The sequence below is a fragment of the Paraburkholderia sediminicola genome (assembly GCF_046026895.1).
In the GTDB taxonomy this organism is placed as follows: domain Bacteria; phylum Pseudomonadota; class Gammaproteobacteria; order Burkholderiales; family Burkholderiaceae; genus Paraburkholderia; species Paraburkholderia sediminicola_C.
Map to the genome: position 1 here is coordinate 1 of NZ_JAQQEU010000107.1, position 19,137 is coordinate 19,137.

General features: G+C 57.5%; 13 protein-coding genes and 1 pseudogene. 5 read left to right on the top strand and 9 right to left on the bottom strand.

From position 1 onward, the window contains the following. Positions 1-1,764: 1,764 nt before the first annotated feature. From PQR02_RS36655 to PQR02_RS36665, 3 genes and pseudogenes are all read right to left on the bottom strand, one after another. Positions 1,765-1,881: pseudogene (locus PQR02_RS36655) on the bottom strand (1,2-phenylacetyl-CoA epoxidase subunit PaaA); the annotation flags it as partial. 153 nt (positions 1,882-2,034) lie between these two features. Further along, complete coding sequence (locus PQR02_RS36660) at positions 2,035-2,832, bottom strand: SDR family NAD(P)-dependent oxidoreductase (protein ID WP_408242762.1); 798 nt, start codon at positions 2,830-2,832, stop codon at positions 2,035-2,037. Beyond that, complete coding sequence (locus PQR02_RS36665; protein WP_408242763.1) at positions 2,829-4,154, bottom strand: MFS transporter; 1,326 nt, start codon at positions 4,152-4,154, stop codon at positions 2,829-2,831. The genes PQR02_RS36660 and PQR02_RS36665 overlap by 4 nt, the downstream gene beginning before the upstream one ends. 153 nt (positions 4,155-4,307) lie before the next feature. Between PQR02_RS36665 and PQR02_RS36670 the strand changes: the two genes are divergently transcribed. Continuing rightward, entirely contained in the window at positions 4,308-5,096 is a 789-nt protein-coding gene (locus tag PQR02_RS36670; RefSeq protein WP_408242764.1) for an SDR family NAD(P)-dependent oxidoreductase, read from the top strand. A 38-nt stretch (positions 5,097-5,134) separates the two neighbouring features. Here the strand turns inward: PQR02_RS36670 and PQR02_RS36675 are convergent, their stop codons facing one another. Then, a complete protein-coding gene (locus tag PQR02_RS36675) occupies positions 5,135-5,752 on the bottom strand; it encodes a MarR family winged helix-turn-helix transcriptional regulator (RefSeq protein ID WP_408242765.1) in 618 nt (205 codons plus the stop codon). Here PQR02_RS36675 and PQR02_RS36680 point away from each other — a divergent pair. Both PQR02_RS36680 and PQR02_RS36685 read left to right on the top strand, forming a co-directional pair. Further along, on the top strand, positions 5,751-6,665 hold the full coding sequence (locus PQR02_RS36680) for a cupin domain-containing protein (protein ID WP_408242766.1): 915 nt from the start codon (positions 5,751-5,753) through the stop codon (positions 6,663-6,665). The genes PQR02_RS36675 and PQR02_RS36680 overlap by 2 nt on opposite strands. A gap of 547 nt (positions 6,666-7,212) precedes the next feature. Continuing rightward, positions 7,213-8,916 (top strand): tannase/feruloyl esterase family alpha/beta hydrolase, encoded by a 1,704-nt coding sequence (locus PQR02_RS36685; protein WP_408242767.1) that lies wholly within the window; start codon positions 7,213-7,215, stop codon positions 8,914-8,916. 529 nt (positions 8,917-9,445) lie between these two features. Here PQR02_RS36685 and PQR02_RS36690 read toward each other — a convergent pair. After that, the gene (locus PQR02_RS36690) at positions 9,446-11,020 is read right to left on the bottom strand and encodes a beta-propeller fold lactonase family protein (protein ID WP_408242768.1); all 1,575 of its coding nucleotides are present in this window, start codon (positions 11,018-11,020) and stop codon (positions 9,446-9,448) included. Positions 11,021-11,245: 225 nt separating this feature from the next. Between PQR02_RS36690 and PQR02_RS36695 the strand changes: the two genes are divergently transcribed. After that, positions 11,246-11,725 (top strand): hypothetical protein, encoded by a 480-nt coding sequence (locus PQR02_RS36695; RefSeq protein WP_408242769.1) that lies wholly within the window; start codon positions 11,246-11,248, stop codon positions 11,723-11,725. An 11-nt stretch (positions 11,726-11,736) separates the two neighbouring features. On the opposite strand, the gene PQR02_RS36700 is transcribed toward PQR02_RS36695, so the two are convergent. Further along, the gene (locus PQR02_RS36700) at positions 11,737-13,104 is read right to left on the bottom strand and encodes a reverse transcriptase domain-containing protein (protein ID WP_408242770.1); all 1,368 of its coding nucleotides are present in this window, start codon (positions 13,102-13,104) and stop codon (positions 11,737-11,739) included. A 6-nt stretch (positions 13,105-13,110) separates the two neighbouring features. Then, on the bottom strand, positions 13,111-13,668 hold the full coding sequence (locus PQR02_RS36705) for an SLATT domain-containing protein (protein WP_408242771.1): 558 nt from the start codon (positions 13,666-13,668) through the stop codon (positions 13,111-13,113). Positions 13,669-14,182: 514 nt separating this feature from the next. Here PQR02_RS36705 and PQR02_RS36710 point away from each other — a divergent pair. Beyond that, complete coding sequence (locus tag PQR02_RS36710; protein ID WP_408242772.1) at positions 14,183-15,406, top strand: hypothetical protein; 1,224 nt, start codon at positions 14,183-14,185, stop codon at positions 15,404-15,406. Between the two features lie 403 nt (positions 15,407-15,809). On the opposite strand, the gene gmtX is transcribed toward PQR02_RS36710, so the two are convergent. Together gmtX and gmtZ are read right to left on the bottom strand one after the other, a co-directional pair. Continuing rightward, positions 15,810-16,472: a gamma-mobile-trio protein GmtX gene (gene gmtX / locus PQR02_RS36715; protein ID WP_408242773.1), complete on the bottom strand. Its 663-nt coding sequence runs from the start codon at positions 16,470-16,472 to the stop codon at positions 15,810-15,812. After that, positions 16,469-19,087, bottom strand: coding sequence for a gamma-mobile-trio integrase GmtZ (gene gmtZ / locus PQR02_RS36720; protein ID WP_408242774.1), 2,619 nt, complete (start codon positions 19,085-19,087; stop codon positions 16,469-16,471). Before gmtZ ends, gmtX begins: the two co-directional genes overlap by 4 nt. Positions 19,088-19,137 lie beyond the last annotated feature (50 nt).

Sequence of the window (19,137 nt, forward strand, 5' to 3'; positions counted from 1 at the left end):
GTCTCGGCCATCCGATCCCGAACGGCTGAAGGACTCTTGACGGAAGCGAAGCGGTCGTCCCTCGCATGCTCTGGTTCTGACGCGTGGCATTGTTAGGCGCTATGTGTCATCGCCGATTCATTTATGACCTTTCTCGCGACAGACTGAAGAATCGCTAGATTCCCTCAGATGTTCGGAAGCAGATCGCGCACAAGGCTAACCGATTCAAGTAGCGACGCTGCGTGAAGAATGGTTCGCTCAGATTGCCAACTGCCGACAATCTGCACGGGGTCGGCAGCCCCCTTGCTCGTGCCGAATCGCATCTTTATGGCCGACGCATTACGACGTTGAGGCGCCGAGCGGACCGTACGTCACCATCTGCTTGCAATTCGAAAGCGCCCGCAGGTGCCCGGGACGCAGCCTAGGTACTGGCGTCACCCGTCGCGCTTTACCGGCAACTGGCGGTGCAGTCTGTCACCCTTATGATGGGCCTGAGCGATGGCGGTGCCGTGTGGGCACGTTTCGGTTTCGTGCCGGGGCAAGCGAGTGTCGGGGTGTTGGGCGGACGGTTCTCGCTCACCTGCGGAAGGCCGGTGATGAATGCCGCACAGGCTTCGCATCGCGGAATGGAGCGATCCTTGATGGGATGGTCAAACTCACTATCAACGACTCCGACGCAAATCAATTCGATCGCTGCTAATGCTGGATGGCACGCCCGCAACGGTTTCCGGCGCGATGCGGTAGCGCGACAAGCAGTCTTTGGAGGTAGTTCGCAGGATTTTTGGTGAGCGCGTTACGCGCGTCACCGTGGACAGACGCAAGCGCTAATGCGAGTCACCTTTGCTTATAAGAGCCGCCAAGTGGCGGCTCTTCTGTTTCGGTGGGCGGCGCAAAACCGCATCAAAGTGATAGCGTTCGATTTAGCACCGAGGCGCGCGCTCTCGCTCGCCCAGCGTTCCGTCGATATCCCGCTTATGCGCTGGTGATGTCGGCGGTGCGTCGTATCCTTAAGGAGCGCAATTCCTAGAGTGCAAGAATGCAAAGGGGGCCAACGACGATTAAAAAACGGTTCATGGGGCGCAGTCACTCACTGTAGCCGATGCGGCCATCATAGGCCCATGCAGGCGGACCTGCCAGAGCCGCTGGTGCTGGCGCACGCGCCAACGAATGTATGATCCCGGGCGACACGACGGACCCGTGACGACCCACTCCGGCCAGATAACTCGCTCCAAACCGGTCACTCCGCCGAATTCAGGTTTTGCGAACTGGAATGCCAATAAGCAGCCGTTGGCGGCCTTACCCAATCGGCCAGGAAGAGTCATTCGCCGCTGCCGCCATTTGGACATTCGTGCGACTGCTTCGCTCGGTCAACGGCCATTCGACCAACGAACGGCCGGCCTGGAGACGATACCAAAGGAAGTGATACTGAAAGCGCTGAAATGCTCACCGATCCGATTGAAACATCGTAGGCCGAAACCTATTCTTTCAGCCTATACGGTCGGACACGCGGCCCGACAGACGCCGCCATGTTAGCTCGATCCGGATTTACTTTGGAGCCTTTGCCATGTCAGATCGCGACGCGCGCTCCGGGACAGAGACGTGGCCCCGGAAATCTGGACAGTCGGTTAGGTGGAATCGCTGGGTTCTGAGATAGGCATAATGCCTTGAAAGAAAACCAGACAATGACGAAGAGAACCCGGCGCACGCCCTCAGCGGCGTTCAAGGCGAAGGTGGCACTGGCTGCCGTACGTGGCGAGCGCACACTGGCAGAATTGGCGCAGCAGTCTTGCCGTCGGCCTGCATGACCGCGTCAAAGCGCTGCTGCTCGGGAGAGGCGTGCATATCGGCCGACGCGCCGATCGGCTGGACGTTGCCAGGGATATCGAGAGATTGGGTGTACATCGCGATTCCTTATTGCGCTGCGGTGAATGGATGCTTTACCCGACGATTCGCGCGTCGTGATGGGACAACAGGCGGAGCTATGACAAGGCCGATGCACGGGTGATAAGCGCTGAACGCTTCTCGGCAACTATCACGGCATTGCGGCCCGGTAGATCAGATTTCCAGTAGGCCGGCGGCGAGAAAGCCACCATCGACGGCGATGATTTGCCCGTTGACGTACGACGCTCCGTCCGAACACAAAAAGCCGACGGTTGCGGCGATTTCCGACGGCTGGCCATATCGCTTCATTGGCACAGTCCGGTGGTAGGCATCGCGAGTGGCCGGAGTATGGTGATCGCGTGTCAGCGGCGTGTCGATCGGACCGGGCGCGACACAGTTGGCCGTAATGCCGAGTTCAGCAAGCTCAACAGCCATCTGACGAGTGAAACCGATGAGCGCGGCTTTGGAAGTTCCATAGGCGGCGCGTCCAACGCTTGCACGCACTCCGCTGATCGAGGCGATATTCACAATGCGCCCCCAGTTGGCTTTGCGCATCAGGCGTGCTGCCGCCTGACTGCACAGCAGCGGGCCGGTGATATTGATCTCCACCACGCGTTTCCAGTGATCCAGCGGATAGTCGATCAGCGGGAACGTGCCTGCGATGCCCGCGTTGTTGACCAGCACATCGCATCGACCATAAGTTTGCTCGAGTTTGGCGAAAGCGGTTTCGATCGAACCCGCATCGCCGACGTCGATCTGAAGGGCAAACGCTTGTCCCCCATTCTCCGTTACTCTCGCGGCGACATCCGCCGCAGCACTCCCATTGATGTCAGCTACCCCAACCACGAATCCGTCGGATGCGAGTTGTTCGACAATTGCCGCGCCAATGCCCGCAGCGCCGCCTGTGACCACCGCTACGCGCGATGTCTCGGGATGATTTTTCATGTCTGTTTGTACCTGCGTGCCCATCATGATGCCCTCCTCGAGGACGCTACCGCCGAGCGCTCGACCAGAGCGCTCGGGACCAAAAAGATCAACACAACACCGATGACCGCGACGACCGACAACGCATACATGCCAGCGGCCGTACTACCTGTTGCATCAGTGACGACGCCGACAAGGTAAGGCGCGACGAATCCCGACAAGTTGCCAATCGACGTAATCAACGCGAACCCTGTCGCGGCCGTAGCGCCCTTGAGAAACGCCGTCGGCAAATTCCAGAAAAGCGGGACAGTGGAGACGATGCCTGCCATTGCCACGATCAGTGCAGCAAAAGAATAAGAAGGGTTGGCACGAAGTAGCACGCTCAACGTAAGACAAACGGCACCCAGCGCAGCCGCGAATGCCAGATGCCTACGCCGTTCTCCGGTCCGATCCGAACTCCATGCAAGCACCAGCATCAAGACCACTGCAGCGGCGTAGGGAAGCGCTGTCATGAAGCCAATCTGTCGCACGCCAACGAAGCCAAGCGCTTTGATCAGCGTGGGAAGCCAGAAGCTGACGCCATACAGTGCCGCGATAAACGCAAAATAAACGCCGCAAAGAAGCCATACCCTGATGTCGGACAGCCCGGCCTTAAAGCTTCCCGAATGCTGGTCTGATGCCCCGCCCACCTCGGCTTTCAGTGCCAGCTTCTCCGTGCTGCTCAGCCATTTCGCATCGTCGATGGTCTTCGGAACCAGTACCCAGAACGCTATGCCACACAGAACGGCCGGCAAGCCTTCGCACAGGAACATCCACTGCCAGCCACGCAACGGAATGAAATCCGGCGCCGCCGTCATGAGAAACGCCGACAACGGACTTCCGATAACACCGGAAATCGGCAACGCGGTCATGAAAATGGCAATCACGCGGCCGCGGGTCCTCGCGGGAAACCACTGGCTCACGTAGAGCATGACACCGGGCGCGAAGCCAGCCTCAGCAACGCCCAGAAGAAAGCGGATGATGTAAAAAGACGTCGGGCCGGTGACGAACATCGTGCATGCCGACAGCACGCCCCAACTCACCATGATTCGAGTAATCCAGGCACGCGCGCCGATTCGGTGTAGCAGCATGTTGCTCGGAATTTCGAACAGACAGTAACCAATGAAGAAAATGCCTGCACCAAGTCCATACGCAGTGTTGGACAGACCGATGTCCGGGGCCATTTGCAACTTCGCAAAAGCCACGTTGACCTTGTCGAGCTGATTCACGATCAGGCTGGCAAGGATGATCGGGATCAGACGCCAGAAAATTTTTGAGTCGGTTGCACGATCAACCTGTGCGATGGCTGGGGATTCGAGAGTTCCGTTCACGCTTGTCTCCGATGATGCGTTCGGCTGGGCCGACGCAGACTATTATCACTTGATAATATATACGTGTTTTGCGAGAATAGAAATATCGAACGTACTGGGGCTATCCCTAGCCGGCTAAGGCCGAATCCTCAGATCAATCATCAGGAGACAAGCATGGAATTCAACAAGCAGACTGTCGTCGTAACGGGCGCCGCAAGCGGAATTGGCTATGCGGTAGCGCAGGCAGCGGCTAGGCTCGGCGCGCAAATTGTCGCGTTCGACCGCGACGCAGTGGCGCTCGAGGCAATGCGTTTGGATTTCGAGCGCAACAACTGGGTGCTGATACCGGTTGAGACTGACATTGGCGACCAGCAATCGATCCGGCGGGCAATCGCCATCGATATGGCAGCGATCACCGGCGTGGACCTGTTGGTCAATAGCGCTGGCATCGTTTCTCGTGGGCTTTTCGAAGCGACGACGGCCGATGATTGGGAGCGCGTGCTCGCGGTCAATCTTTCCGGGAGCTTCTATTGTCTCCAACAGATGGTGCCCCTCCTGAAAGCGGGCGTCGGCCGGGCTGTCGTGAATGTGGCGTCCCTCGCTGCCAAGCGGGTCTCATACACAGGAGGCGTCAGTTATACGGCCGCGAAAGCCGGCCTTCTGGGCTTGACAAGGCATGCCGCGTTCGAACTGGCTAGCGTCGGCATCCGCGTCAATGCGGTCTGTCCGGGTCCCGTCTGGACTGCCATGACACAGCGTCATATCTCAGAAGATGAACGCCAGCAAGTCGCGTCGATGATTCCTCTGGGCGATTGGCTTTCCCCGGATGATGTCGCCCAGGCTATTCTGTTCCTGGGTAGCCCCGCAGCTCGGATGATTACCGGTACCACCCTGGATATTGACGGCGGACTGTCGCTCGTGACCGGTGCTTCCTTTGAGTCCTATCAACGGGCCCGCCAGTAAATCATCGAGATCTCTCGACTCGGAATCGCGTCCAGAGTTCAATCGACGCTGTCAGGCTGCAGGCCGAAAAGCGTATCCGACAGGCGGTCGACGTCCGCCGCCGAATACGCGGTACTTCTGACCAGCCGTTCGAGCAATCCGCTGAGCGCGACGTGCTCGATCGCGCTCAGATCCCGCAACGCAAACGTCTGAACTTCAAGGACGATTCGCATCCCGGTTTCAAAGGCGATCCGCCCTTCGTCCGTGAGCGTATAGCGGGTCGCGCGCCCGTCCTGCGGATCAGGCACGGCCGCAACGAGGTTGAGTTCGCGCAACTTCACGAGACTGCGCCCCGTTTGCACGGGCGTCAGCAGCATATCGCGCCCGATGTCAGTCGAATTGCTCCCAGGCGCGTCTGCCAACTTCGCCAATACGCGCCAGTCGAGGACGCGCACTTCCAGATGCCGATCAAACAGTTCTTCGGCCATACCTAGCACCGATTCGGCGACACGACGAAGCCGGTACGCCGGCAGTTCTTTGAATTGCATGGGTAAGAAGCAAGAGAACGGTTGAAGCATTGTAGGGTATGCCCGTAAATCAAAGAACAGCCATTGACGACCCGCTACACCACGCGTAGATTGTATCAAATGATAGTAAATAGCGCTGATGCGACGCATGAGCACTGATTTCGGATTGATTTATATGGAGAAAGAGATGGGAGTATTGACTGAATCGAGCGCATCTGCGCTTGTTAGCCGTGAGAAAGGCGTCTACGTATTTGACGTTTCTGATCAGCCTTGGCAAGGGGTCGGAAAAGGCGGACTTGCTCAGAAAACCGTACGCCGGGACGACCGCACGGGGCATTCGTTTGGGTTTATGTCCTTCGATACCATGGCGCGCACAGGCGTTCACCAGCATCTTGGATCTGCGTTCAGCTACTTTTTGTCCGGCGCGCTGACGGACTTCCAGGGCGCGACGGGGATGGGGCAGCTCGGAATCAACTTCGCCGGCTCCACGCACGATGCAATCGCTTACTTACCCACGCTGACGGTCGGTCGCATGGAAGGCCCGGTTGCTTACGGGCCGGATGTGACGCACTCGCTCCATGCAGGGAACCGTCACACCGATTTCGAGAACGAGTTTCCCGAGCATCTGCCCGATCTGAGCATTACGCTCGAACAGGTACAGACGAGCCCGACGCGTGTGCCGGGCTTGATGCGCCGGCTCGTCTACGACTATGCGCAAACTCCGCATAGCCGCCGCGTGACTCAGATCATGCTACTTCCGGGAACGGTGGTGCCGCCGCACCTCTTGCATGCGCTGGTCGACGCTTTCGTTATCGCCGGCGATGTCTCGTTCGTTGCACGTGACGTCACGTCGCACGCGAAGGCCGGTGACTTTGTGGTCATGGAACCGGGAACCCAGGTTTCGTTTTCGTCGCGATACGGCGCCAGCATTCTGCTCTGGGCTGACGGCCCGTCGACCTGGATGGAAGGGCCCGCCTCTCCGGAGTTATACGGCTTCACCTCAGCCCACGGCGATCCATTGCGCTTTGGCAACCGCGCTGCAAAAGACTTCACCGATAACTGATGTGATCTGACGGCGCTGCAGTTGGCGACCGTCAGAACCAGATTTCATCCGATGATGCCGGAGTTTCAACGGCCGTCCGAAACCGACGGCTGACCTACAAGCGGATCGATTCAAAGAGTAAATGCCTTGCCGGCTGGGTTAGGTTAGGCGTACTGACGTTCTAGCGTCGATAGGAAAGGATAAACAAAACTAACACCTCCAAGCGAGGGTCACGGTTTCAATGAGAGCCCAACAGCAATATATACAAACGGGAGACAGAATGAAAAAGAGGATTCTCACACACATCGCAGCACATCCAGGCGACGTCGATAACTTCAATAACGCTTTCCGAGTGAACAACGCAATCAAATACACCAGTGCGAACTACGGAGGATTGACGTTCGGCGCGGCGAAAGACGGACCGACTTGACGCGCGGGTTGCCCCTGCACTCAGAAGGCCGACGATTCAACGCATCGACACTGGCTCGGCTCGCGCTCTTTACACCTTCCTATAAGGGAAGAGTAAGTCCGTTCGGTTTATTAAAGATAACGCAATATGGAGGCGGTCATGAATCTGGCAAGCAACAGCGGCAAGACTTGCGTATTGAAGGGGTTGAAAACCAGGCGGCGTCTTTTGATAGCAATAGTACCCATTTCCCTAACCGCGATTGTCGCAGGCTGCGGTGGAAGTTCAAGCGACGCTCCCGCGCCAGTTACCTCAGCGCAAGTTCCGTGCGAGAGTCTTGTCGGCACTCCGTTGGGCGACGGCACGATACAAACTGCTCAGTCAGTTGCCGCAGGCAGTTATACGCCCCCCGGGCAAACAAAAACAAAAACAGGCTTACCGGCATTTTGTCGAGTTACTGCCGCAATGCACCCTACGGCCGACTCAAATATCAATGTTGAAGTCTGGATGCCTCAAACGAACTGGAATGGGCGCTTTCTAGGCACCGGCAATGGTGGCGGCGCAGGGTCGATTAGCTATGACAGCGGCATCGTCGAAGGTTTGAAGCGGGGTTTTGCTACGGCAAACAACGACCTTGGCACTTCGCCCGCTATCAACACAACGGTAGGGCATCCGGAACGTTGGGCAGACTTCGGTTATCGCGCCAACCATGAAATGACTGTAGCCGGGAAGGCTTTGGTGAACGCGTATTACAAAAGCTCGCCGAAGACCTCATACTTTCAAGGCTGCTCTACGGGCGGTCAACAGGCGCTCAGTATCGCCCAGCGCTACCCAAATGACTATAACGGGATTCTCGCTGACGCGCCGGCAAATAACCGCACGCACCTGCACTCTATGTTTGTTTGGACATACACGGCGTTAAACAAACCCGGTGCGAAGCTTACGCAAGGCAAAGTCGACATGATTACGAGTCACGTAGTGGCATCCTGCGCAGGCAAGGATGGTGGCGCAACTGGCGATAACTTCCTCACGGACCCGCGGCAATGCCGTTTCGATCCAGACACGTTGCCTAAATGTACGAATGGAGACAGTGATTCTTGCCTCACGGACGCGCAGATAACTGGGCTCAAAGCGGTCTACGCTGGCCCTGTCAATCCACGAACCGGTGAACGCATACACGCGGGAGAGCCATTTGGCACCGAGAACGGACCGCTCGGATTCGTCTTACAAAGTGATACGACGTTCATGCCAGCGAACCAGTTTTATCCTTTTTATTGGACCTTTGGAACCAACTGGAATTACACGACATATGATTTCGATCACGACATGGACACTGTCGACCAGACCATCGCTCCTTTGGTGAACGCGAACGACGCCAACCTTAAGCAGTTTAAAGCCAACGGCGGAAAATTAATTATGTGGACGGGCACGGCTGACCCGGCGGTGCCGATGCCTGGAGCGATCGACTACTACGAGAGAGTCGTACAACAGCAAGGGGGCGATCTGGCTGCAACTCAAGATTTCTTCAGATACTTCCTTGTACCTGGCATGGGGCACTGCGCAGCCAGCGGACCTGGCTTGACTGACTTCGGTCAGGCGTATTCTCCCGTCGTGCCGCCTGACGACGCACACGATATTCTTTTGAAGATGGTTGACTGGGTTGAAAAACAGAACGCTCCGTCACAAGTCATTGCGAGCAAATACACGACGGATACCCCTCCAAAGGTCTCCATGGAGCGACCGCTTTGCGTTTATCCAGACTTGCCGAGCTATCAAGGTGGGGACGCAACGAAGTCCGCAAGCTTTGTCTGCAAACCGGCAACTCGTGGGGGGGTCGACACGCCGGCCCTTAGGTATCTCAATTAAAGAATCGTAAAGCATTAGTATCTATCTATGCTTCGATATGCGCGAGCGAGCAAAATACAGTCGCTCGCGCAAAACAATCGTTTTGAAATCTGATGGGGGAATGCTCGCTGCCTGTTTTGTAGGTTGTTGGTCCCCAAACTATCATGCATAGCTACGCTGACGAAGACCATGCTTTGAGACCAACAGGTGTGTTAGCAGGCCGGTGGTCGGAATGCCCTTATCAATGACATGCACTTTCAAGGCGAATGTACGCAGTTCGTCTGCGTTCATATCCTCCCGAGTGCTTTGTTCCGCGGTGGTATGCGAGCATCTCGGCGTAGCTATCCGCTGCACTCGTTGTGTTGGTACTCGCCTGGATAATGTCGTACTTCTGGCATGGAGGTCATATGCGGGAACTGCCTCGCATGGCGTTCCTTCGTCGGACGCGAGACCGATAGTGAGAGACAAAAAACGGGACTTCAGGTTCGACAGTGCTTGTCAAGGCGGTCAGGATCAGCCCGCCGCAACAATCTCTTCAGTCCTTCGTGAGTCATCGCGATCCGCCGTGCCGCCCTTCCCTGACGTCCGGGTTCACGTTGGCTGTCCCGTTGTTGTTTCCCATGGTGAGCGCTATTGGCAACGGATTTTCGGTCCCGCTTAGGTCACAGTCCTCACCCTTGACTGATAGCCTGTAGGGCCCAAGGTTCGTTCCCTCCAGGAAAACAGTCAGCCTGGTGTTATTGATGGTACCCGCGAAAAAGTACCTTTTTCCTTGTGAATCCTTTTGCTGCAGTGAGCCAGCGGGAATTGTCAGCGTCAGGCCTCCGACTGTCAGCGTCATCGACTGTGTCTGCGGCGTTAGCGCACTCGCTGTGGCCGCAAGCGTGAACGTCGCGTCGAACGCGAACGCCTTAGACCTCGGTGCGAGCTTGACTTTCGGTGCGAAGGAGGCAAATTGTAGTGCTCCAGCGGGGATCGCTATAGATACCGAGAAGGTTCCCGCGGTAAGGGAGATGGATCCGACGGACGCCAGGGTCGTAGTGTCGATTTCGCCAACAATCGGAGAGCTCTCACTGGTCACAAAAAGCGTTTTGCCATCCGCTGAAAGACCTAGCGCTTGAGCCCCGTCGTTGTAGGATACTTGGGTATGCAGAGAGTTTGAAGTCAAATCGATTACGTAGATCGTGAGGGCGTACCGGGCTGCCTCATACAAGGTTTTGCCATCCGCGGAGACTACCCCGTACTGCACATCTGGAAGGTTCTGGATGGCTCCCACCAACGTGTTGGCCGATGTATCCAGAATCAGTAACACCCCGCCGCACGCAAGATATGCCCGAGGTGCGGTCGGGGACATGGCGATATTTACACACCCCGACGCGGATGATGGAATTTGGGTGACCGCAAAGGTCGTTGTATCGATGACAACGAGCGACCCGTAAACCGGACTTGCGGCACTGACGAACAACTTCTTGCCGTCAGGGGTGAGACCGATGTTGGCGGCATCTTCCAGTTCAGTGGGCACTACCTTGGTTACCGTGTTCGTCGAGGTGTCGATGACGCTCACGTCAGGGCTGGTTTCGGAAGAGGCATAGACCCATTTTCCGTCCGGAGAAACAACAACCTGTTCTGGCAAGGGCGCCTGAGGTTGAGCAATAACTGTTCGAGATGCGGTATCAAAGACGTAGATCAGGTTGGGGTAAGCACCGACGTATGCTCGCGAACCGTCAGGACTGAGTGCAACGCCGTAAGGCGAACTGATCGCGGATAGAGTCGTCAGAACGGTGTTTGTTGAGGTGTCGGCAATCGCGAGGCCGATCGAAGTCGTAATGTATGCGAGCTCTGCCTGTACCGGGTCGGATATTGCGGACAATCCCAAACCCACGACAACCATGCATGCAGCTAATCCGCGGGGCACATCACGTGCAGGACGATATGAACACATTTTCCACCTCCGGCTGTCGGATTCACCGGATGCTTTGGCGCATCGGGGCGAAAGGCGCGAATAGACATCAAAGTCGGAACGTTCAATGACCATCGTGGTTGGCAAGGCTTGCGGTCGGACGGACGGCGAACGTGACTTGAACGCCACGGGTGTCGAGGACAGGCCGGTTAGCGAACTGCTCATGGCGAGCCAAATGCATGCGCGACTGCAGTCGACGCAGTGCGCGTCGTGAGCCGAGGTTAGGCCCGGACGCGGCATACAGTACCATTCCGCGTGTGCGCGGAATGGCTGCCGACGACCCGCAGGGCCGACCGGAAACACGTGGATCGTCGCGTCTGAAGAATAGCAACTGCTGCCGCGAATGCGCGCCGATATCTCAGCGTTTTACGCCTCTTTGCAGGACTTCTGGTGGCACTTTCTGTGGTGCACGCACAGAAGAACCGGCGCCATATTGCGCAGAATCCGAATACCCAAAAAAATGCCGGCATCTGCACAGGAAAGACCTTCACCAATGCGGATTTGAGCGGTACGCACGCAGAAAGGCAAAACGAGATCCAATCGGTTTTCCCGAAACCGCGAAAATCAGTCACCGGCACCGATTTGCCAGCCGACTCGGATGTGTGGATGGCCGTTGAACACATCAAAGCGACCGTAGAGTTGAGGCCGGGTTCATGGTCCGGAAAGGGTCGGGCTGCGTCAGCCCGCTCTTCAATTTCATCGCCGGAAAGCGGCCAGTGGAATCTCGCGGCCCGGAAGCCGACAGTCGTCAGCGCGTACTTCCGACCCATTGCGGACTGCAACGTGCCGAAACGTCGGCGGCTCTTCGCCAAATGGAGCGGACGCCCATTAGCCGGCCGGAGTCAAGGATGGTCCAAGGACTCCCTGTGAGAGCGTCCGCCCTAAGAAAGTGCGGCGAGATCCTTTTCGAGCTCGCGTACTGCGTCCTTGATTCGTTGCCTGAACAGAGTCTCGACGCGGTCGTCGGTAAGTGCGGAGACATCTCGATTCGTGAGAAGGCCGAGCAGGTGCCGTTTCTCGGAAATCGACATCGAATCGAAGTTGGGAATGTATCGGTGGTCTGTCTTATTCGAGCGCTGGCTTTCGTAAAATGCCTTGAGCACTCGCTTGACCGTGATTTTAGAGGCGAGTGAGAAGCGCTGCAGGAGATGCTGCACCGTATTGTCGACCGCTCGCAACGCGGAAGTGTCGGTGATCTGAGAGAAGTAAAACACCCAACCGAGTCGTCGGTTCTCGAAGATGCACCCCGTTATTCTGAGGTTCAGCCGCCACTCACACACGTCAGCCGCATTCTTCGCGTCCTTGGGTGACGACACCTGAAACAGTCGATGTCGATATCCCGTGCAGATAGCTGCCAAAGATGATTCGAACTTGTGGACACTCTGCCGCCGGACGCTCAAGCGTAGATCTTTGCACCGGTAGCCAAGGAAGTCGAATTCGTCACTGAGGGCTCCGATTTTTGTTTTGGATCCGTCAACCCCTGGAGGGTGAGGTTGCAGTCCAATCTTTTTGAAATCGTCGCATACCTGCTGGAGCACAGTTACCGACCGACCGGCTCTGCAAAGAATCAGAACGTCATCGATGTAACGCTCGTAGAAGACGCCTGGCATGGCGGCCATCTTCTTATCAAATTCGAGTAGCAAAATCTCTGCAAGGATGTTCGATATGGCTAACCCTTGGGGAACGCCTCGCGTATTCGGCTTCGCTCCGGCGCTCCCTTTCTTTTCGGGGATGGTCGCAGTTGTGATTGCTTTTTCGATCAGGGAGAGTATCTCGGGCTTGCGAACTCTCGTGCGTAACGCCTTTCTCAAGTGCGCGTGCGAGACGCTCGGGTAGAATTTGTGTAGGTCAATCTTGACGAACTCGGCGTACTCGCCGGACTTCAGTTTGACCGAGATGCGGTCGATCTTGCTCTGAGGTATTTCGGATACAGCCTCAGGGAACACGTGGGCGAGGAGTTCGGCGAGCGCACGAAGCGTTACTCGGTCACGCACAGTCGGAATGGACAGAACACGAGGCAGACTATCGGCGCCTTTCGATGCTAACTTCTCTTTGTATGCAGTGAACTTGTACGCGCCGGAAATCACCTTCGCTCGAATGAGATTCAATTCCGAACTGAGATTTTCGAGGAACGAACTCGGTGTTGTTCGGTCGATTCCGATTGCTGTCGAGTCTTGAATCTTGTCAACAAAGATCTTCGTCAGACTGGGGGCACTAAACGTATTCTTAAATTGCTTTGCGGCCGTCATTCGTTGTTAGTGCTTCGTATAGAAAGCGTACAAACCAACCGCCACGGGCAGCGTGTAGAGAAAAAACGTCGTCGCCGTGCGGACCACGACGTAAGCGTATGCGCGTGCTGACTCGAACTTGGTGGGGGCGCGCGAGGTCAGTTCACCTGTGTGGAAGACGCGAGCGCAGATGTCGTCAAGGGTGCCGTGGTTTTCGCCCGACTCGAGAAGCCTGTCGTATTCCTCTTCGATTTCTGCGTCTGTCAGAGCGGTCGGCGTTTGGATGGCTCGACGATAAAGCGACTGCAACGCAAGGTAGTTGCGCTGCATTTCTATTGATCGACCTCTGAAGTCGCGCCCAGTTACCATCAGAGATACGACTAAGATTGCCACCGAAAACACGGCTGCCAGGAGGTCCGTATTTCCACCTAAAATCGTTCCGTATCGGATCACCAAAACCGCGAGCGCCGCGCCACAGAATGCATACCAAACCAAAAGTGCCTGGCTGTGGAAGTCGTTTTTTGAAAGGCGAATTTGTGCACGGATGCGTGCTTTGAAGGTAAACCAGATGCGGTCGGCGGTCATTGCAGCGATCTCGCTTTTCGTGTTGGTAGCGGGTGGGGAGCGAGAGATACTGAAAACGAAAACCACCCTCGAGAGGGTCAGCCACATTTCTGTGGCAACAGCAGACTTCGCTGTTACTTATTAGAGCCGCCCGCAGAACGAACCGCGAGGAAAAGCCCGCTCCCCGGGGCGACATTTTAGCGTATATTTCGAGCGATTTTGATATAAGGAAGCCATTTCGCTATCTCTTGCCGCAAACACGCTGGCTGCGATATTTTTACACGTACGGTAACGCCGTAGCCGCTGAGCGGGCGGGCGCGATCCTCACGAGGCAAGCGAGGCCCACAAAAAATACTATCGGGGAATCGGTTGGCACCTATCAGCTGCGCAAAATGCAATCGTCCGCTTCGGAACGCGCTGTATCGTGTCCATCTTGCGGTTATCCGATCGCAAGCGCTGCTGCGACAGGTAAGTTTAGACTCAAACGCCGCCGACTGGCGGCACTCGTCAGCCAACGCGAAGAAGGGATGACGCCATGACGAAGAACGATGACGCTGCCCTAGCGGAAATAGAGGAAGTGCGCAAATCGGTATTGTCGGTTATGGGGGACCTTGTACCGGCTGGGCCGCCGGCGTCTGCGGACGAGTCCAAGGGCTTCCTTTTGTCGTCTTGGACAAAGGCAAGCCGTGATTTGCCACCGCACTACTTGGTGCATTTTCTCTTGATCGGCCTTTTAAAGTATCCACATCTTGGGCAGTGGGAAAAAACAGCCTGGGCGCTGCCGGTTCGACTCGGAGGGAAGTTGTATGGCGTTGAACATCGAAAAATGGGCGTTGGCGTTTTTGCGCCGAACCCAGATCCATCGGCGGCTCGTAGTTCGCGGCCGACCGAAGCTGAGGAAGCCGACGCTCGCGAAATAGTTCGGCGAATTCGTCGGGCTGTAGATGTGGCAGCACCGTACTTTGAGTGGCGCGCGAACACTGCAGCAAAGGGCCGAAATATCAACGTTGTGAATCGAAGTGCTGTGCTCTTTGAGCGCTATCGTTTCTTTTGCAAACAGTTCGACGCCTTGACTGCGCAGGCGTCAAGCAGGAAAGAGGAAACGGTCGCACCCGAAGACATAGTAAGCGACCATAAATTGCGGCTTTCGCACATGTTTCCGGCCATTCGGCTCTTGGAAGAAGCGGAGTGGAGCGCGCAGGCAGCCATTGAAGCATTCTTCAGTTGGACGGAGCACGTTTTTATTCACCTCGCCATCCTTCAGGGAACGATTCAAACGGGGGATGAGGTAGCAAATCTGGCAGAGGCAGACTGGAAAGCAAAATATAAAGCCGCGCTGGACATTTCCAATGTCAAGGCCAAACGGCACTACGACAGTCTCATCGCACTTCGAACTCAGATCCGGAACTTTATGGCGCACGGTGCATTTGGGAAGAGTGGCGAGGCCTTCAGTTTTCATTCGGGGGCGGGCGCCGTGCCGGTTCTGCTTACCAGAAGCCCGAAGCATCGCTATGCTCTGACTGGGACTCCGGCGTTCGACGAGAAGAGCGCCTTGCAAGAGCTAGAATCGTTCGTGGCATACCTGTGGTCTGGTCCCCGTGCGCCAGCGCGAGAGTGCTTGGAAAGTGACTTGCCCACTGTGCTTACTTTCGCGAGCGACGGGACATATTCCGCCGCTATGGAGTCGGTTGACGCGATGATCAAATTCGTCAGGCGTCGGTTAGACGAACAAGAACGAGCTGCGAACATGGACTGGTAGTCGACCTGCGATAAAGCGCACGACTGCAGAACACAGCGATTCCGAGTAAAACATCAGCTCCAATCTCGCCAACAATCGGGATCGAGGAGCTTTCGAAAGGCCGATCGACGATTTAGACGAGCCGTCCGAATGTCTGCGTCGAGTGGCGGGCGAGCGGCGGCTGCTGGCCGCCTTGAGGCAATACCGCTGTCAATTTGCTCGCCGGAAACCGGCCATTGCGCGGGGACGGACGAGACCTCGGGCATGCAAAGTGGATAGACGCCTCGACCGGCGGCTCCTGGGCCGGCTTGCGACGATGCTTCCCTGTCGAATCCGACAGCTAAGATACATAGCCGAATAGGCGCTGGCTAACTTATTATTCGGTAGCCGCGCATACCCCGCGCGAAGCTTTCTTTCGACAAGTTCAATCGCCCAGTATCCTCCGAATCGCACGAGCGAATCCCACCTCGAACAACGTCCGGCCGCGCTCGTTGAGAATTTCGCCGTGACTGCCTTCCCGCAAGCCGCACCGTTCGAGATAGTCGGCCGACACGGCTTTTTGCAATGCTTCGCGCTCTGACGGCGTGAGTTGGGTGACCGGTGCGAGCACGGTAACCGGCGGCAAGCCGGGCGCACCTGCGACGGTTGCGCCAAGTGGACGGCGATCCACAGTCACCTGCGAGTTTGCCTTCAGTACGTTAAGTTGCGCTCTGAGCTTGTCGCGCTCCGCGATGATGGCCTGCATGATGGAGCGGATGGCCGGGTCCTCGATGCGCATCAAGTATTCGTGGCTCGCCAGCGTCTTCGACGGCTTGGGCGCAGGCGGCCCGGCATAGGCCGCCCACGCTTCGATGAGCGTCCGGTAGTCGGCGGACTGTGCGTTGTAGAGCGCGCGGCCCTTCATGATGCTTTCGGCTTCGGCCTGGCGACCGATCGCGGGCAGGGAGAAGTCGCGCGAGCCGGCTTCGTACTGCTTGCGGCAAACCTCGTGCATATTCGCCAAGTTCGCGCGCCTGTTCGAGCGCCCGCCCTTCGCGAGCAGCGACTCCAAGACCGCCTCGGGGTGGATGTCCGTTGTGCCATTCATGCTTCATCTCCCGTGAGGGCCTGGTGACGAACGGGGAACGCTTGGACGCGATTTGTCGTGGGTAGCAGCAAGGCGAGGTCAATGTCGAAGTACTGGCTGAGTTTCAAGCCTGCATCCATCAGGCGAATCACTTCCCGTTTGCCCAACCCGTGATTCGCCGGGTTCATCTGCTGGGCAAGGCGACGCATGAAGGCGTTGCCGATACGAAGCTGCTCGTCTTCGCTCAGCAGCATGAACACTGGCGGCCGGACGTCGCGGTAGAGCGCCGCGTCGAGCAACTGACTGCGGCGGAATACAGCCTTGCCGGGTTCGAGGTCGGGGTAAACCTCGACGTTTTCGCACACGCCCGCGAGCTGGAGCAATTCCGACTCCGTTTCCTCGAAGGCGACATGCACGTCGCCCATCGTGCCGGCGGCCACCAACTGGGTACCGTCGCCCTGCAGCGCATCGAGTGCCACCTTGCAGCGTTCGAGGAGACGCCAGCAGGCTACGAGGTCTTCGGCGAGGTCGCTGAAGCGCTTCATCGTGCTCTCCCACACCCGCTCGGCCTGCCGGTAGGCTTCCATCCGAGCGAACGGTTGGCCCGCGTCTTCCGCATCGGCTCTCTGTTGCTTCAGGTCCCGCAGCTCGTTTTCACGAGTGAGACAGTCGTTTCGCGCCTCATCGAAGTGATAGGCGAGCGTGTTGAAGTGGGCGGCCAGTGCCGGCAGATAATACGGCTCCGTCACGAACCAGCGACAGCGCACGCAGTTCCGGCTGCCGCCCGGCACGGGCCCGTACTTGGGATTCGCTGACGAAGAGCCCTTGGCAATCATCGGCCCACCGTCGTAGCAGCCGCCCACCGAGCCGTTGTCCTCTACCTCACTGGTGTTGCCGCCGACGAGACACAGGCCGTGGTGCATCGGCATCCAGCCCACCGCGTTGCGCGCGGCCGGATGCTGCGGGATCGCGGCGGCGAGGCTAGGCACGCTGTTGCAGATCGCCTTTTGCAGGAGTTCGTCGTGCTCGGTGTCGAGCAGGAAGTTTTGAATGCTAGCCTCCTTGTTTGCCTCCAGTCGCTCCGCTGCGTCACGGAGCGCGTCGCGGATGTGGGTCGCGCCGGGTTTCGTGTAGTAAAGAGTCATCAACAGGCGGCCGTGTCCGACGAGCTTTTGAAGCACCGGAAATGGTACCTGCCCCTCTAGGGCCAGCGCGGTGATAAGGGAAACACGCAGGCTGTGCAGGGGAAAGAGAGTTGTCCGTCCCTTGTTCTGTTCTTCCGACGGCGGAAGAAAACGAATTGGCGTACCGTTGCGATGCATTTCGCCCCGGTCAGCCAGCCGTACCTCCAGTGCTTCCAGCAGGCGGAACCAGCAGCGATTCAGGCCCCTGTCTCGGATAGGCAGATGGTGCTCGCCCTCAGCGGCCTCTCGGGTCCTGAACAGGAAGCAGGTGTCCGGGTAGCTGGCTAGTTGTACCTCGCTCTTCGCGTTGATGTGTCGACCATCCAGTTCTGCCCAAGTCGTGCGCCGCGAGACGGGGTTGTACTTCTCCTGCCAGTTACACAGTTTCGCCAGCCAATAGAAGACGTCCTGATGCACAGGCCCGCCAAAAGACCACGGCAATAAGTAGCCCTTCTCGGGACCGGACCTAGCGATGTCGGCGGTTTTGTTGGTGTTGATGTGGAGGACGGTCGAGTCGTCCTCGCCATTGGCGAGCGGGTCGCTACGGCGGAACACTCCCTGTTGCAGCGGTCTCCGTTCACTGCCCTGCGCGAGCCGGCTCGAATTTAGCGTCCAGTTCCCCGCCAAGTAGCGCCAGGTATCTGCTTCGCCCGAGTCGAGCATGCGGACCTGGAAGGTGCGCAGCGGCAGAATGAGTTTCACGAGCAGGGCCACCCAGCGCACTGGGCTCCACATCTCCAGCACCTGCCCACCGCGATGATTGTGGGTCACCTTCCGGACCCGCCACACACAGTCCGGGTCGTTCCGGTCAATCTGATCCTCGGCCACTTCGAACCAGCCGGGCGCGACGCGCCAGCCTTTACTGATTTCAGCACCGAGTGCACTCTGCGCCCAATGCCAGTCGCGGAAGTGCGGGCCGGCCGCGAGCATCTGCCTCAGTTCGTCGATGTAGCCGTAAGGCAGCGGCGAATGCACGCTTTCGTCGCGCTGGGGCAGACCGCTCTTGGACATCCTGGGCACCGGGTTGTGAAAGGCCGGAGCGACCATCGGTTGGCCGTCATCGTCGAAGGCGCTGAACTCGCGCAGCAGCACGAAGTGCAGGAATGCGTTGATGGCGTTGCTGTACTTGATGCCCTGTTCCGAGTCAGGGCAGGCCGTTCGATAAAAGTCGGGCAGGACAGCGGTGCGCGCGAGGAAAACTGCCGGGTCGAGTGGCAGCACCTGCTGGACAAGGTAGCGCTCAAAGAAGGCAGCCAATGCTTTGAGCTTCGAAGCGACACCGCGTGTTTCGCCTTTGAGCCACTCCACCGCCAAGACTCGCCATGCGGCGAGCTGCGGATAGTCTCGCTCGACCCAGCTAAGAGTGGTATCTGTTTCTCGGGTTACGCCTTTGTTCTTGGACACCGGCAGCGTGGCGGCCTGGGACGTAGTCTTTTTCTTTTTGTCGGGCATGAGGTTCCTTAGTTTTTGAACTCGATGCCGGGCACCAAAAGGCCGGACAC

Excerpts from the sequence above, each read along its gene's own strand:
- PQR02_RS36660 (WP_408242762.1), bottom strand. The coding sequence starts at position 2,832 with ATGATGGGCACGCAGGTACAAACAGACATGAAAAATCATCCCGAGACA.
- PQR02_RS36670 (WP_408242764.1), top strand. The coding sequence starts at position 4,308 with ATGGAATTCAACAAGCAGACTGTCGTCGTAACGGGCGCCGCAAGCGGA.
- PQR02_RS36680 (WP_408242766.1), top strand. The coding sequence starts at position 5,751 with ATGAGCACTGATTTCGGATTGATTTATATGGAGAAAGAGATGGGAGTA.
- PQR02_RS36675 (WP_408242765.1), bottom strand. The coding sequence starts at position 5,752 with ATGCGTCGCATCAGCGCTATTTACTATCATTTGATACAATCTACGCGT.
- PQR02_RS36685 (WP_408242767.1), top strand. The coding sequence starts at position 7,213 with ATGAATCTGGCAAGCAACAGCGGCAAGACTTGCGTATTGAAGGGGTTG.
- PQR02_RS36690 (WP_408242768.1), bottom strand. The coding sequence starts at position 11,020 with ATGAGCAGTTCGCTAACCGGCCTGTCCTCGACACCCGTGGCGTTCAAG.
- PQR02_RS36700 (WP_408242770.1), bottom strand. The coding sequence starts at position 13,104 with ATGACGGCCGCAAAGCAATTTAAGAATACGTTTAGTGCCCCCAGTCTG.
- PQR02_RS36705 (WP_408242771.1), bottom strand. The coding sequence starts at position 13,668 with ATGACCGCCGACCGCATCTGGTTTACCTTCAAAGCACGCATCCGTGCA.
- PQR02_RS36710 (WP_408242772.1), top strand. The coding sequence starts at position 14,183 with ATGACGAAGAACGATGACGCTGCCCTAGCGGAAATAGAGGAAGTGCGC.
- gmtX (WP_408242773.1), bottom strand. The coding sequence starts at position 16,472 with ATGAATGGCACAACGGACATCCACCCCGAGGCGGTCTTGGAGTCGCTG.
- gmtZ (WP_408242774.1), bottom strand. The coding sequence starts at position 19,087 with ATGCCCGACAAAAAGAAAAAGACTACGTCCCAGGCCGCCACGCTGCCG.